A 13,355-nucleotide genomic window follows, 5' to 3' on the forward strand; every position below is an offset into this window, starting at 1 on the left:
AACAACGGAATCAGTTTTAAGTGAGCCGAATGGCTGCGGATTACATCGCTCAAGGGTTGCGTAACGGAGGATGTCTCATGCACAGTGGCACCCGTGGCTCGCGACTCGAAGAAGACAGCCGGCTCCTCCTCCCTGGACGCCGTGTCCCTGGCAATCATCGAACAGCTCCAAGAGGACGGACGGCGTCCGTACGCCGCCATCGGCAAGGCCGTAGGTCTGTCGGAGGCGGCCGTGCGGCAGCGCGTCCAGAAACTCCAGGAGCAGGGCGTCATGCAGATCGTCGCCGTGACCGATCCGCTGACCGTCGGCTTTATGCGCCAGGCGATGCTCGGCGTCACGGTCGACGGTGACGTCGAACCGGTCGCCGACGCGCTCGCCGAGATCGACGAGGTCGACTACGTCGTGATCGCGGCGGGCTCGTTCGACCTGCTGGTCGAGATCGTGTGCCACGACGACGACCACCTCCTCGAACTGATCAACAAACGCATCCGGACCCTGCCGGGCGTGCGGTCGACGGAGAGCTTCGTCTACCTCAAGCTGCGCAAGCAGACCTACACATGGGGAACGCGATAAAAGTGAGCAAGGACAGTCACGCCGGCCAGGGGAGCAAGGACCTCTCCAGCACTGCGAACGACCACCTGTGGATGCACTTCACCCGCATGTCGTCGTATCAGCACGCGCCGGTTCCGACCATCGCCCGCGGCGAGGGCGTCTACATCTACGACACCGACGGCAAGCGCTACCTCGACGGCCTGGCGGGCCTGTTCGTCGTGCAGGCGGGGCACGGTCGCGCCGAGCTGGCCGAGGCCGCCAACAAGCAGGCCCAGGACCTCGCCTTCTTCCCCATCTGGTCCTACGCGCACCCCAAGGCCGTCGAGCTGGCCGAGCGGCTGGCCCACCACGCCCCGGGCGACCTGAACAAGGTCTTCTTCACCACCGGCGGCGGCGAGGCCGTCGAGACGGCGTGGAAGCTGGCCAAGCAGTACCACAAGCTGACCGGCAACCCGCTCAAGCACAAGGTCATCTCCCGGGCCGTCGCCTACCACGGCACCCCGCACGGCGCGCTGTCCATCACCGGCCTGCCCGCCCTCAAGGCGCCCTACGAGCCGCTGGTCCCCGGCGCGCACAAGGTGCCCAACACCAACATCTACCGCGCCCCGATCCACGGCGACGACCCCGAGGCGTTCGGCCGCTGGGCCGCCGACCAGATCGAGCAGCAGATCCTTTTCGAGGGCCCGGAGACCGTCGCCGCGGTCTTCCTGGAGCCCGTGCAGAACGCGGGCGGCTGCTTCCCGCCGCCGCCCGGCTACTTCCAGCGGGTCCGCGAGATCTGCGACCAGTACGACGTGCTGCTCGTCTCCGACGAGGTCATCTGCGCCTTCGGCCGGCTGGGCACAATCTTCGCCTGCGACAAGTTCGGCTATGTGCCCGACATCATCACCTGCGCCAAGGGCATGACGTCCGGCTACTCCCCGATCGGTGCCGCGGTCATCTCCGACCGTATCGCCGAGCCGTTCTACAAGGGTGACAACACCTTCCTGCACGGCTACACCTTCGGCGGCCACCCCGTCTCGGCCGCCGTCGCCCTGGCCAACCTCGACATCTTCGAGCGCGAGGGCCTCAACCAGCACGTGCTCGACAACGAGGGCAACTTCCTCAGCACTCTCCAGAAGCTGCACGACCTGCCGATCGTCGGCGACGTACGCGGCAACGGCTTCTTCTACGGCATCGAACTCGTCAAGGACAAGGCGACCAAGGAGACGTTCACGGACGAGGAGTCGGAGCGGGTCCTGTACGGCTTCCTGTCCAAGGCGCTGTACGAGAACGGTCTGTACTGCCGCGCCGACGACCGGGGCGACCCGGTGGTTCAGCTCGCCCCGCCGCTGATCTCCGACCAGAAGGTCTTCGACGAGGCCGAGCAGATCCTGCGCTCCGTGCTGACGGAGGCATGGACGAAGCTGTAGGCCACAGCCCAGCCGCAGACCGGCACACTCCGGTCGCACACGGCCGCCAGAGGGGCGGGGTCATCGGTTCAGTGACCGATGTCCCCGCCCCTCGTTTCGCCCTCCAGAGGGAACGACGGCTCGCGATGTTGAGTGGAGGTGCCCCATGGCCGCCCCGCCGGACGACGTGCTCTGGGCGCGAGGACTGCACTACGCCTATGACGGCTCACCCGCGCTGCAGGGCGTCTCGATGGGTGTTCGGGAGGGCGAGATCGTCGCCGTCACAGGGCCCCGGGGCAGCGGAAAGAGCACACTGCTGCGCTGTCTGTCCGGACAGCTGCTGCCGGAGAAGGGCGAGGTCTGGTTCAACAGTTCCCCTGTGCACACCCTCGATCGGGCAGCTCGTGAGCGGCTGCGGCTGCACCGCTTCGGCTGGATCGACAGCAGCCCCCGCCTCGTCCCCGAACTGACCGTCTGGGAGAACGCCGCGCTCCCCCTCCTGCTGCACGGCAGCGGCTACCGCGCGGCCCGCCGCGCAGCACGCGCCTGGCTGGAGCGGCTGGATGTCGGCGACTGCGCGGCCGACCGGCCCGCCGCGCTGCACCAGGCGCAGCGCCAGCGCGTCGCCGTGGCCCGCGCCCTGATCCACTCCCCCGACGTGGTCTTCGCCGACGAGCCGACGGCACCGCTGCACCAGAGCGACCGCGCCCAGGTGCTGCGGGCGCTCACCGCGGCCGCCCGCTCGCACGGCATCACCGTTCTGCTGGCCACCCACGACTTCGCGCTCAACCAGGCGGCCCGCACCGCCGACGCGACCGGCGCCGCACTCGCCGACCGCATCGTCGAACTCACCGACGGACGGCGGGCGCGCACCCCCACCCCCGGCGGCCCGGCAGCACAGCCCGCAGGACCGGAAGGCGCGGCAGCGTGCTCACTCTCCGTCTGACATTCGCGGCGCCGCCCCTGGCGCTGCTGCTCCGGCTGCTGCTCCTGTGCGCCTCGACGGGCATCGGCCTGCTGCTGCTCGCCACGCTCTCCTACGCCCTGGACCATCCCGAGGACCGGGCCACTGCCCTGCTGCGGCTGCTGTGGTGCACGGTCCCGCTCGCCGTCACCGCACAGCTCGCCGCGGCCCTCGGGCGCACCGAGCCCCGCGCCGAGGCCCGCTCCGGACTGGACGCGGCCGGACTGGGCCCCGCCGGGCTGCCGTTGCTGGTCGCACGCACCACCGCGGCACCCAGCGTGACGGGCAGCGCACTGGCACTGCTCGTGACCGCACGGGGCATCGGTGCTGCCGGCGGCGTCGGCGGCTCGGCGCTCGGGCCGGCGCTGCCCGGCACCTCCGCCGCGCTCCCGCTGTCCGGACAGCCGCTGCCCGCGCCCGCCGCCCTCACCCTGCTGAGCATCGTGCCCCTGCTGGCCGCCCTCGCGGCCGCCTGGGGAGCGAGGGCAGCCGTTCCGGGAGCGACCGCAGGCCCGGATGAATCCTGGGCCTCCACGGCGTCGCGGGCGTTGCTGCGGAGCTCCCGGACCCCCTCCATCGAGCCGACCGCCGAACAGCGGGACGGGACCGGCGCCCCCGGCCGCGCGGGGCTGCTGTGCGGAACCGTACTGGCGATCGGGGGCCTGCTGCTGGCCGCCGTTGCGGCGCGCTCGGCGGCAAGCGGTGAGGCCGCGCGCTCGGGGGCTGTGGGTGACTCCGCGGCCTCCGGGGGATGGACGGTACGCGCAGAGGACATCGCGGCCTCACCGCTTGCCGCCGGGTGGCTGCTCGCCGCGTTCGGGCTGCTGCTGGCCGGTCCCGGTCTGACAGCTCTCAGCGGGCGCCTGCTGGGCTCGGTGCGACCTGGTCCGGTACGGCTGCTGGCGGGGCGCTCACTGGTGCGTGAGGCGGCCTTTCTGGGACGGCCACTGGGCGGGCTGAGCGCGGTGGGGGCTGCCCTGGTCGCCCTCGCCCGTGCGCGGCTCTCCGGCAACGGGCCACTCGCCCCCGGCCCCTTGGTGGTGCTGGCGGGCGTGCTGACCGGGTGCTGTATGGCCGGTGCCGTACTGGCAGCGCTCGCCCGGGCCCGGAGCGCCCGCGCCCCACTGAGGGAGCTGCTCGACCGGATCGGGGCGCCCGGGAGGCTGGGGCGGGCTGTGACGCTGCTGCGCGCGGCTGTTACGGCAGTGGTGTTCACGGCCCTCGCGATGACGGCCGGGCTGCTCACGGCCCTGCCACCGCACTGAACCTCCAGGCCCGCCGTGGCCTAGCCGGCGCCCGGCCGGGGCCGCGCGGCGACGCCTCGGGTGCTCGGTTCGTCGTCCGTGCCGCCCAGTACGTCACCGAGTGCGTCCTCAGCGCTGTCGGGAACGTCGTCGGTGCCGTCGAGCACGTCGTCCCCGCGGCCGAGCGCACTGTCCCTGCCGTCCAGCGCTACCACCTCCCGCGGGTCGAAGACGGCGCCCACCTCGGCGCCCACCTCCGGCGCTTCCCGCAGGGTGCAGGCGGCCTCCAGGGGCGCTCCCTCGTGCGGGCGCAGCAGCACGGTGACCGTCGAGGCGTCACCGCCGCGGAAGGTCCGGGCCTCCACGGTGCAGCGCAGCCCCTCGTCCGGTGTGCGCAGCAGCACGCCACCTGGGCGTACGAGCAGCAGGGTGCTGCCCTGGGGGGTGTCCTGCGGGACGGTGAGCTTTCCCCAGCCGGTGACCGCGGTGTCGCCGTGGACGGTGGCTGCGGTGATGTTGTCGAAGCCCAGGAAGCGGGCCACGAACGGCGAGGCGGGACGCTGCCAGACCTCCAGCGGGGTACCTGCCTGTGCGATACGGCCGCCCTCCATGACCACCACCCGGTCGGCGAGTGCGAACGCCTCCCCGTGGTCGTGCGTGACGGCGAGCACTGTGGTGCCCAACCGCTGGAAGAGGCCCCGCAGCTCGACGACGAGGCGCTCGCGCAGTCCGCGGTCCAGCTGTCCCAGCGGTTCGTCCAGCATCAGCAGCTTCGGCTCCGGCGCCAGTGCGCGGGCCAGCGCGACCCGCTGCTGTTCGCCGCCGGACAGCGTGGTGACGGCACGCCGACCGGCACCCGGCAGCCCCACCAGCTCCAGCAGCTCGGCGACCCGGCGCTCGGCCTCCGCGCGGCTGGTCCCGTGCATGCGCGGCCCGAAGGCCACGTTCCCCGCGACGTCGCGCTGGGGGAAGAGCTGATGGTCCTGGAACATCAGGCCGACGCCCCGACGGTGCGGCGGCACCCCGGTCTGGTCCCGTCCCGACAGCAGCACCCTGCCCGCGTCGGCCTGTTGCAGCCCGGCGACGACCCGTAGGAGGGTGGATTTCCCGCTGCCGCTGGGCCCGAGCACGCACACCGTCTCGTGTGCGGCCACCTCCAGGTCGACCGCGTCCAGCGCGGTCCGCTCGCCGAAGCGTACGGTCACACCGTCCAGCCGCAGCATCTACAACTCCCCCTGGCGGTCGGTTCGGACACGCTCCAGCGCGAGCAGTACGCCCGCGCAGACGAGCATCAGGATGGTGCTCAGGGCCATCGCCTGGCCGTAGTTGGCCTCCCCCGCCCGGCCCAGCATGCGTGCCACCGCAACCGGCAGGGTGGGGGTGTCGGGGCGGGCGATGAACACCGTGGCGCCGAACTCGCCCAGCGAGACGGTGAAGGCGAACCCGGCGGCCACCAGCAGCGCCCGCCGCACCAGCGGAAAATCGACCTCCCGCCAGGCGCGCAGCGGTGAGGCACCCAGCACGGCCGCGGCCTCGCGCAGCCGTACGTCCACGGCACGCAGTACGGGCAGCATGGTGCGGATGACGAACGGCACGCCCACCAGCGCCTGCGCGAGCGGCACCAGGAGTGCGCTGGACCGCAGATCGAGCGGGGGCTCGTCCAGTGCGACGAGGAAGCCGAAACCGACGGTGACGGCCGAGGTGCCCAGCGGCAGCATCAGCAGCGCGTCGAAACCGCGCACCAGCCGGCCCGCGCGCCTCGTCAGCGCAGCAGCTGCCAGCCCGCCCACCACCAGGGCCATGACGGTCGCAACAGCCGCGTACGCCAGCGAGTTGCCGATGGCCGCTACAGGCGCGACCACAAAGGTCGCACTGTCCGGCTGCTGCGCCCCCAGTGCGCGGAAAAAGGTGAGCCCGTATCCGTCCGGCCCCTCGAAAGCCCGCTGGATGAGCACCAGGAGCGGCACGACAGTCAGCAAAACGATGACGCCCAGCACAGCACACAGCACCGCCCACTGACCGGCACCTGCCGGGCGCCGCGCGGTGTGCTCCGCGGGAACGAGGCTCAGCGCCGTCTCACGCTTACGCAGTGACCAGGAGTGCACCGCCAACAGCGCAGCCACCGCGGCGAACTGGGTGAGCGTCAGCACGGCTGCCGTCGGCAGGTCCAGCAGGGTGGCGGTCTGCCGGTAGATCTCGACCTCCAGCGTGGCGTAGCGCGGGCCGCCCAGCACCTGGATGACGCCGAAGCTGGTGAAGGTGAACAGGAACACGATCAGCGCGGCAGCTGTCACGGACGGCGCCAGCGCGGGCAGGGTGACCCGCCGCCAGGCGGCGAACCGGCTCGCTCCAAGCACCCGCGCGGCCTCCTCCTGCCGCGGGTCGAGCTGGGACCACAGGCCGCCGACAGTGCGCACGACGACCGCGTAGTTGAAGAACACGTGCGCCAGCAGGATCGCCCACACGCTGGTGTCCAGCCGCACCCCGAACCACGCGTCCAGCACCCCGCCCCGCCCCGCCAGCGCGAGGAAGGCGGAGCCGACCACGACCGTCGGCAGCACGAACGGCACGGTCACCACAGCGCGCAGCAGCCGCTTCCCCGGGAAGTCGAGCCGTGCGAACACATAGGCGCCAGGCAGCGCCAGCGCGAGCGTCAGCGCCGTCGAGGCAGCGGCCTGCCAGAGCGTGAACCAGAGCACCTGGAGGATGTCGGGATCGCTCAGCACCTGTCCGATCCGGTCCAGCTGCCACTGTCCGCCCTCGCGCAGTCCGCGCCCGACGATGGCGGCCACCGGGTAGCCGAAAAAGACCGCGAAGAAGGCCACCGGCCCGGCCATCAGCCCGAGCCGCACCCAGCTGCCGCGACCCCGGCGGGGGGCCGCGGCGTCGTACTCCTTGGCAGCGGTTACTTCACCGTGAGCGAGGTCCACGTCTTGATCCACTGCTCACGGTGTTCGGCGATCTTCTTCGGAGCAACGGTGGCGGGGGCGTCGACGGTCTGGCCGTACTTGGTGAACAGCTCCGGCAGCCGGGCGTCCTCGCGGGCCGGGCTGACGAACATCTTCAGCGGCAGGTCCTCCTGGAACCGCTTGCTGAGCAGGAAGTCCAGCAGCGCCTTGCCGCCCTTGGTGTTCTTCGCGCCGCTGAGCAGCCCGGCGTACTCCGTCTGCCGGAAGCACGTTCCCTCGGCCACACCGGTCGGCGCCTTCTCGGGCGGGTTCTTGACGCCCATTACCTCCGCGGGCGGGCTGGAGGCGTAGGAGACGACGAGCGGCTTGTCGCCCTTGCCCTTGCCCTCCCGGGAGCCGGTGAAGCGGTCGTAGTACGCCTGCTCCCAGCTGTTGACGACTTCCACCCCGTTGACGCGCAGCTTCTTCCAGTAGCCCTGCCAGCCGTCCTCACCGGACTTGGCGACGCTCGCCAGCAGGAACGCAAGACCGGGCGAGGAGTTGGCCGCGTCCTCGGTCACCAGGAGGTTCTTGTAGCGGGGCTCGGTGAGGTCCTGCAGGGTGCGCGGCGGGTCGAGCTTCTTGTCGGCGAACCACTTGCGGTCGTAGTTGACGCACACGTCGCCGGTGTCGATCGGGGTGACCCGGTGCTTGTCCGGATCGGCCTGGAGCCGCTGCGGCACCTTGTCGAGCCCCTTGGCCTTGTACGAGGAGAAGACGCCCTTGTCGAGAGCGCGGGAGAGGAGGGTGTTGTCGACCCCGAAGAAGACGTCGCCCTGGGGGTTGCCCTTGTTGAGCACCGCCTGGTTGACGGCGGCCCCCGCGTCACCGCCGCGCAGCACGTCGACCTTGTAGCCGCTCTTCTTCTCGAAGTCCTTGAGGACGGACTTGGAGACGGCGAACGAATCGTGGGTGACGAGCGTGACGGTCTTGGAGTCCCCGCTGTCACTGCCCGAGCCGCCGCAAGCCGTGGCGAGCAGTGCGAGGGTCAGGACAGCGGTCGTTGCGGCGGCAGCGCGCCGCGCGTGCTTGTTCATCAGTGCATCGACTTCCTACCCGGCATGACCCGGGCGAGGTTCGAGGGTCTGCGGCCGTACGGGGCGTACGGCCGCACTCTCAGCGCTGTGAGCGCTCCCCTGTCGGCTGTTCGGTTTTTGCGGGCCGCCTGGACGGCCGGTTCGAACACTACCAGTCAGGCACTTTCGGCCAGGCGTCAGCGCTCGGTCGCCGCCAGCTGGCCGCACGCACCGTCGATCTCCTGGCCCCGGGTGTCCCGTACGGTCACGGGTACACCGTGCATCTCCAGCGTCCGTACGAACTCCGCCTCGTCCTCGGGACGGGAGGCCGTCCACTTGGAGCCGGGGGTCGGGTTGAGCGGGATGAGGTTGACGTGCACCCGCTTGCCCTTCAGCAGCCGCCCGAGCAGATCGGCCCGCCATGCCTGATCGTTGATGTCCTTGATCAGCGCGTACTCGATGGAGACCCGGCGCCCGGACTTGGCCGCGTACTCCCAGGCCGCGTCCAGTACCTCGCGCACCTTCCAGCGGGTGTTCACGGGGACGAGGGTGTCGCGCAGCTCGTCGTCCGGCGCGTGCAGAGAGAGCGCCAGCCGGCACTTGAAGCCCTCGTCGGCGAAGCGCAGCATCGCCGGCACCAGACCGACCGTGGAGACGGTGATGCCCCGCTGGGACAGCCCCAGGCCGTCCGGCTCGGGGTCGGTGAGCCGTCGGATGGCGCCCACCACCCGCTTGTAGTTGGCCAGCGGCTCGCCCATGCCCATGAAGACGATGTTGGACAGCCGCGCCGGTCCCCCGGGAACCTCGCCGTCGCGCAGGGCCCGCATGCCGTCCACGATCTGGTGCACGATCTCCGCGGTGGACAGGTTCCGGTCCAGCCCGGCCTGGCCGGTCGCACAGAACGGGCAGTTCATCCCGCAGCCCGCCTGCGAGCTGATGCACATGGTGACCCGGTCCGGGTACCGCATCAGCACGGACTCCACCAGCGTCCCGTCGTGCAGCCGCCACAGCGTCTTACGGGTGGTGTCGTCGTCACAGCTGATGTGCCGCACCACGCGCATCAGGTCGGGCAGCAGCCCCGCCGCGAGCTTCTCCCGCGCTGCGGCCGGAATGTCGGTCCACTGCTCGGGGTCGTGCGCCAGCCGCGAGAAGTAGTGCTGCGAGAGCTGCTTGGCGCGGAAGGGCTTCTCCCCGAGCTCCGCGACCGCCTCCCGGCGCTCCTGAGGGCTGAGATCGGCAAGGTGGCGGGGCGGCTTCTTCGCGCCGCGCGGGGCGACGAACGTGAGTTCTCCGGGTGCAGGCATAGCCGTACCAGTGTCGCAGACATGCGGACTCCCCCGACCCTCGCCGGTGGGGCCGCTCCCCGGGCGGGCTCAGCCCGCGCCGACGAAGATCACCAGCAGCAGCCAGACCACCGGCGCGGTCGGCAGCAGGGAGTCGAGGCGGTCCATGATGCCGCCGTGTCCGGGCAGCAGGGTGCCCATGTCCTTGATGCCCAGGTCCCGCTTCATCATCGACTCGCCCAGGTCGCCCAGGGTGGCGCTGACCGACACCGCCAGCCCCAGCAGCAGCCCCTGCCACCAGCTCCCGTCCTCGATCAGGAACTGGGTGCACAGCGCTCCGGCCGCCATGGCGAACGTCACCGCACCGATCAGCCCCTCGCGGGTCTTGCCGGGGCTGATCCGGGGGGCCAGCTTGTGCCGTCCGAAGCGCCAGCCCACCGCGTAGGCACCGGTGTCGCTGACCACGGTGAGGATCAGGAACGTCAGCACCCGCCGTGGCCCGTCGTCCGCGGCCAGCATGAGGGCCACGAAGGTGGCCAGGAACGGCACGTAGAAGGCGGCGAAGAGGCCCGCCGTCACATCGCGCAGATAGTCGGCCGCAGGCTGGGTCATCCGCCACGCCAGGACAGCGAGGGCCGTGAGCGCCATGGCCACCCACGCGCCCTCGGTGCCCCGCACGTACCCGGCGATGGTCATGGCCGCACCACCGAGTGCCAGCGGCACCAGCGGGACGCGGATGTCCTTACGCTCCCGCAGCCGCGAGGCCAGCTCCCACAGCCCGACCACGACCGCCACCACGATGACGCCGAGGAAAACGGGCTTGTAGAAGAAGAGCGCGGCCAGGATGACCGCGCCGAGTCCCAGCCCGACACCTATCGCGGCGCGCAGGTCCCGCCCCGCGCGCTTCTTGCCCTCTCCCGACGGTGCTGGGGTGGGCGAGGAGCCGGCCGGCTGCCGGGGAGTGTGCTCCGGCCCGTTGTGGCCGTGCGGCTGTGCTGCGCCGGGGGGACCGGCGGGGTCTGTGAAACCGGGACCTTCAGGACGGTGCCGGCCGTCGCGGCCGTCTCCTCCGTCACCGGGACCCCCGGGGTCGGACACAATGGGCATAGGCCGAGTCTGCGACGCATCGCCGCCCATACCGTGCACGGGGACACTCACGTCGTAAGCGGATACCTGACCATCGCCCGGGCGGGGCATCGCCGAAGGGGTGGAGCCCTGGTCGGGAGGGCCCCAGTATCCCGCGTTCGGTTGCGGCGCTCCCCAGGATGAGTCGTTCACAGATTGCAGCCTTCGACCTCGGACCTTGAGACGGTGGGCTCAGACTTCGAGCAGCTCGGACTCCTTGTGCTTGAGCAGCTCATCCACCTGTGCGACGTACTTGGCGGTGGTGTCGTCGAGCTCCTTCTCGCCCCTGCGGCCCTCGTCCTCACCGACCTCGCCGTCCTTGATGGCCTTGTCGATGGTTTCCTTGGCCTTGCGCCGGATGCTGCGAATGGAGATCTTGGCGTCCTCGCCCTTGTTCTTGGCGACCTTGATGTACTCCCGACGGCGCTCCTCGGTCAGCTCGGGGAACGTCACCCGGATGATATGGCCGTCGTTCGACGGGTTGACGCCCAGATCCGAGTCGCGGATGGCCTGTTCGATGTTGCGCAGCGAGCTCTTGTCGAACGGAGTCACCACGGCCATCCGGGGCTCCGGGACGGAGAACGACGCGAGCTGGTTGATCGGCGTCATCGTGCCGTAGTACTCCGCCAAGATCTTGTTGAACATCGCCGGGTGCGCACGGCCGGTGCGGATAGCGGCGAAGTCCTCCTTGGCGACGACGACCGCCTTCTCCATCTTTTCCTCGGCTTCGAGGAGGGTCTCTTCGATCACCACGTGCTCCTGGTTCGATGAATGAGCCTGACTGCTTCATCCGGGGCTGTGAGCTGACGGCCGCCCCGCGGGCCGCCCCGGCCCCCGCGATGCCCTGATTCCTGCACGGTGTCCGACCGGCAGGCTGTTGTCCATCCCCGTACCGGGCCGTTCCTGCGCCACGGTGTTGCCGACGGCACGGCACGAACACAGGCCCGCGAGGCCGTCGGCGGGGCCGGTCAGACCCGGGTGCCCTGGTTGCTCACCAGGGTGCCGATCTTCTCACCCTTGACCGCACGGGCGATATTGCCTTCGGCAAGCAGCTCGAAAACGAGGATCGGCAGCTTGTTGTCGCGGCAGAGCGTGATCGCGGTCATGTCGGCGACCTTGAGGTCACGGGTGATGACCTCGCCGTACTCCAGGGCGTCGAACTTCACCGCCGCTGGATTGCGGGCCGGGTCGGAGTCGTAGACCCCGTCCACGCCGTTCTTGCCCATCAGCATCACCTCGGCGTTGATCTCCAGGGCTCGCTGGGCCGCGGTGGTGTCGGTGGAGAAGTACGGCATGCCCATACCGGCGCCGAAGATGACGACGCGGCCCTTCTCCAGGTGCCGGATGGCACGCAGCGGAATGTACGGCTCGGCGACCTGGCCCATGGTGATGGCGGTCTGGACGCGCGAGTCGATGCCCTCCTTCTCCAGGAAGTCCTGGAGCGCCAGGCAGTTCATCACGGTGCCGAGCATGCCCATGTAGTCGGAGCGGGCCCGGTCCATACCGCGCTGCTGGAGCTCGGCGCCGCGGAAGAAGTTGCCGCCCCCGATGACGACGGCCATCTCGGCACCGTCACGGACGACCGAGGCGATCTCCCGGGCCATCTTGTGCACGACGTCGGGATCGACACCGAGTCCGCCGCCGCCGGCGAACGCCTCGCCGGAGAGCTTCAGCAGGAAGCGCCGGCGCCCGTCACTGTCTTTGCCGGTGTCATTGCAGGTCATGGAGATCTCCTCGTGCACATACGAAAGAGGCCATTGCCGTCGGATCCTCGCGGTTCCCTCTGCGGCAATGGCCTCCTCGTCACAACTGCCCTGTGCCCGACCTTATCGGGCCCGCGCCGGTTCTGTGCGCGGTGCTCGGTGTGCTCCACCTCTGAGCGAAAAGAACCGGCCTGCGGGATGCGTCAGGAACGGGACCCTCAGGCGCCGACGCGGAAGCGGGCGAAGCGCTTCAGCGAGACGCCGGCCTCCTCCAGGACCTTCCGCACGGACTTCTTGTTGTCCTTGGCGAAGGGCTGGTCGAGGAGGGTGTTCTCCTTGAAGAAACCGTTGACCCGACCCTCGATGATCTTGGGCAGGGCCTGCTCCGGCTTGCCCTCCTCGCGGGCGGTCTCCTCGGCGATGCGGCGCTCGTTGGCGACCGTCTCCTCCGGGATGTCCTCGCGGGTCAGGTAGGCCGGGGCGAAGGCGGCGATGTGCTGCGCGACGTCCTTGGCGATCTCTTCGTTCGCCGCGTCCAGCTCGACCAGCACACCGACCTGCGGGGGCAGGTCCGGGCTGGTGCGGTGCAGGTAGGTGCCGACGTATGCGCCGGAGAACTGCGCGAAGCGGTCCAGCACGATCTTCTCGCCGAGGCTGGCGTTGGCCTCGTCGACGTATGCCTGGACGGTCTTGCCGGACTCGATCTCGGAGGCGAGCAGCGCGTCGATGTCGGCCGGGGAGGTGGCCTCGACGTGCTGGGCGATGGCCTCGGCGGCGGCGAGAAACTTCTCGCCCTTGGCGACGAAGTCCGTCTCGCACTTCAGCTCGACCAGCACACCGGCGGTGCTGTCGTCGGCGATGCGGGCGATGACCGCGCCGTTCTCGGCCGTACGGCTCTCGCGCTTGGCGACGCCCTTCTGGCCCTTGACGCGCAGGATCTCCACGGCCTTGTCGACGTTGCCCTCGGCCTCGTCCAGCGCCTTCTTGCAGTCCATCATGCCGGCGCCGGTCAGCTCCCGGAGCTTCTTGACGTCGGCGGCGGTGTAGTTCGCCATGGTCTGTGAATCTCTTCTCGGAAAGTCGATGAGGTTGGATCGGAGTCACGCGGACCGGCTCAGCTCACGGCTGG

At 70.3% G+C, this 13,355-nt stretch carries 12 protein-coding genes; 4 read left to right on the forward strand and 8 right to left on the reverse strand.

Annotated features, from left to right (window positions below):
• The first annotated feature begins 84 nt into the window (after nucleotides 1-84).
• The 4 genes from ACTWP9_RS05890 to ACTWP9_RS05905 all read left to right on the forward strand — a co-directional run bounded on the left by ACTWP9_RS05890 (nucleotide 85) and on the right by ACTWP9_RS05905 (nucleotide 4,172).
• Nucleotides 85-573, forward strand: a complete 489-nt coding sequence (locus ACTWP9_RS05890; protein WP_099884642.1) for an Lrp/AsnC family transcriptional regulator — start codon at nucleotides 85-87, stop codon at nucleotides 571-573.
• A complete protein-coding gene (locus ACTWP9_RS05895) occupies nucleotides 558-1,964 on the forward strand; it encodes an aspartate aminotransferase family protein (RefSeq protein WP_443244915.1) in 1,407 nt (468 codons plus the stop codon). The genes ACTWP9_RS05890 and ACTWP9_RS05895 overlap by 16 nt, the downstream gene beginning before the upstream one ends.
• A gap of 145 nt (nucleotides 1,965-2,109) precedes the next feature.
• Nucleotides 2,110-2,889, forward strand: coding sequence for an ABC transporter ATP-binding protein (locus ACTWP9_RS05900; protein ID WP_443244916.1), 780 nt, complete (start codon nucleotides 2,110-2,112; stop codon nucleotides 2,887-2,889).
• Nucleotides 2,871-4,172, forward strand: a complete 1,302-nt coding sequence (locus ACTWP9_RS05905) for a hypothetical protein (protein ID WP_443244917.1) — start codon at nucleotides 2,871-2,873, stop codon at nucleotides 4,170-4,172. The genes ACTWP9_RS05900 and ACTWP9_RS05905 overlap by 19 nt, the downstream gene beginning before the upstream one ends.
• A gap of 20 nt (nucleotides 4,173-4,192) precedes the next feature.
• On the opposite strand, the gene ACTWP9_RS05910 is transcribed toward ACTWP9_RS05905, so the two are convergent.
• From ACTWP9_RS05910 to tsf, 8 genes are all read right to left on the reverse strand, one after another.
• On the reverse strand, nucleotides 4,193-5,374 hold the full coding sequence (locus tag ACTWP9_RS05910) for an ABC transporter ATP-binding protein (RefSeq protein WP_443244918.1): 1,182 nt from the start codon (nucleotides 5,372-5,374) through the stop codon (nucleotides 4,193-4,195).
• Complete coding sequence (locus ACTWP9_RS05915; protein WP_443245243.1) at nucleotides 5,375-6,988, reverse strand: ABC transporter permease; 1,614 nt, start codon at nucleotides 6,986-6,988, stop codon at nucleotides 5,375-5,377.
• Nucleotides 6,989-7,056: 68 nt separating this feature from the next.
• Nucleotides 7,057-8,136, reverse strand: coding sequence for a thiamine ABC transporter substrate-binding protein (locus ACTWP9_RS05920; RefSeq protein WP_443244919.1), 1,080 nt, complete (start codon nucleotides 8,134-8,136; stop codon nucleotides 7,057-7,059).
• A gap of 176 nt (nucleotides 8,137-8,312) precedes the next feature.
• Entirely contained in the window at nucleotides 8,313-9,419 is a 1,107-nt protein-coding gene (gene rlmN / locus ACTWP9_RS05925; protein WP_443244920.1) for a 23S rRNA (adenine(2503)-C(2))-methyltransferase RlmN, read from the reverse strand.
• Nucleotides 9,420-9,488: 69 nt separating this feature from the next.
• Nucleotides 9,489-10,676 carry a phosphatidate cytidylyltransferase gene (locus tag ACTWP9_RS05930; RefSeq protein ID WP_443244921.1) on the reverse strand — a complete coding sequence of 396 codons (1,188 nt, stop codon included), beginning with the start codon at nucleotides 10,674-10,676 and terminating at the stop codon, nucleotides 9,489-9,491.
• A gap of 39 nt (nucleotides 10,677-10,715) precedes the next feature.
• Nucleotides 10,716-11,273, reverse strand: coding sequence for a ribosome recycling factor (gene frr, locus ACTWP9_RS05935; RefSeq protein ID WP_443244922.1), 558 nt, complete (start codon nucleotides 11,271-11,273; stop codon nucleotides 10,716-10,718).
• A gap of 218 nt (nucleotides 11,274-11,491) precedes the next feature.
• Nucleotides 11,492-12,247 carry a UMP kinase gene (pyrH, locus tag ACTWP9_RS05940; RefSeq protein ID WP_443244923.1) on the reverse strand — a complete coding sequence of 252 codons (756 nt, stop codon included), beginning with the start codon at nucleotides 12,245-12,247 and terminating at the stop codon, nucleotides 11,492-11,494.
• A gap of 197 nt (nucleotides 12,248-12,444) precedes the next feature.
• Entirely contained in the window at nucleotides 12,445-13,281 is an 837-nt protein-coding gene (gene tsf / locus ACTWP9_RS05945; RefSeq protein WP_443244924.1) for a translation elongation factor Ts, read from the reverse strand.
• Nucleotides 13,282-13,355 lie beyond the last annotated feature (74 nt).

Origin of the sequence: Streptomyces sp. 3N207, from assembly GCF_052246355.1 — a bacterium.
Taxonomy (GTDB): Bacteria; Actinomycetota; Actinomycetes; order Streptomycetales; family Streptomycetaceae; genus Streptomyces.

Excerpts from the sequence above, each read along its gene's own strand:
- rlmN (WP_443244920.1), bottom strand. The coding sequence starts at position 9,419 with ATGCCTGCACCCGGAGAACTCACGTTCGTCGCCCCGCGCGGCGCGAAG.
- tsf (WP_443244924.1), bottom strand. The coding sequence starts at position 13,281 with ATGGCGAACTACACCGCCGCCGACGTCAAGAAGCTCCGGGAGCTGACC.
- ACTWP9_RS05910 (WP_443244918.1), bottom strand. The coding sequence starts at position 5,374 with ATGCTGCGGCTGGACGGTGTGACCGTACGCTTCGGCGAGCGGACCGCG.
- ACTWP9_RS05915 (WP_443245243.1), bottom strand. The coding sequence starts at position 6,988 with ATGGCCGGGCCGGTGGCCTTCTTCGCGGTCTTTTTCGGCTACCCGGTG.
- pyrH (WP_443244923.1), bottom strand. The coding sequence starts at position 12,247 with ATGACCTGCAATGACACCGGCAAAGACAGTGACGGGCGCCGGCGCTTC.
- ACTWP9_RS05895 (WP_443244915.1), top strand. The coding sequence starts at position 558 with ATGGGGAACGCGATAAAAGTGAGCAAGGACAGTCACGCCGGCCAGGGG.
- ACTWP9_RS05900 (WP_443244916.1), top strand. The coding sequence starts at position 2,110 with ATGGCCGCCCCGCCGGACGACGTGCTCTGGGCGCGAGGACTGCACTAC.
- ACTWP9_RS05920 (WP_443244919.1), bottom strand. The coding sequence starts at position 8,136 with ATGAACAAGCACGCGCGGCGCGCTGCCGCCGCAACGACCGCTGTCCTG.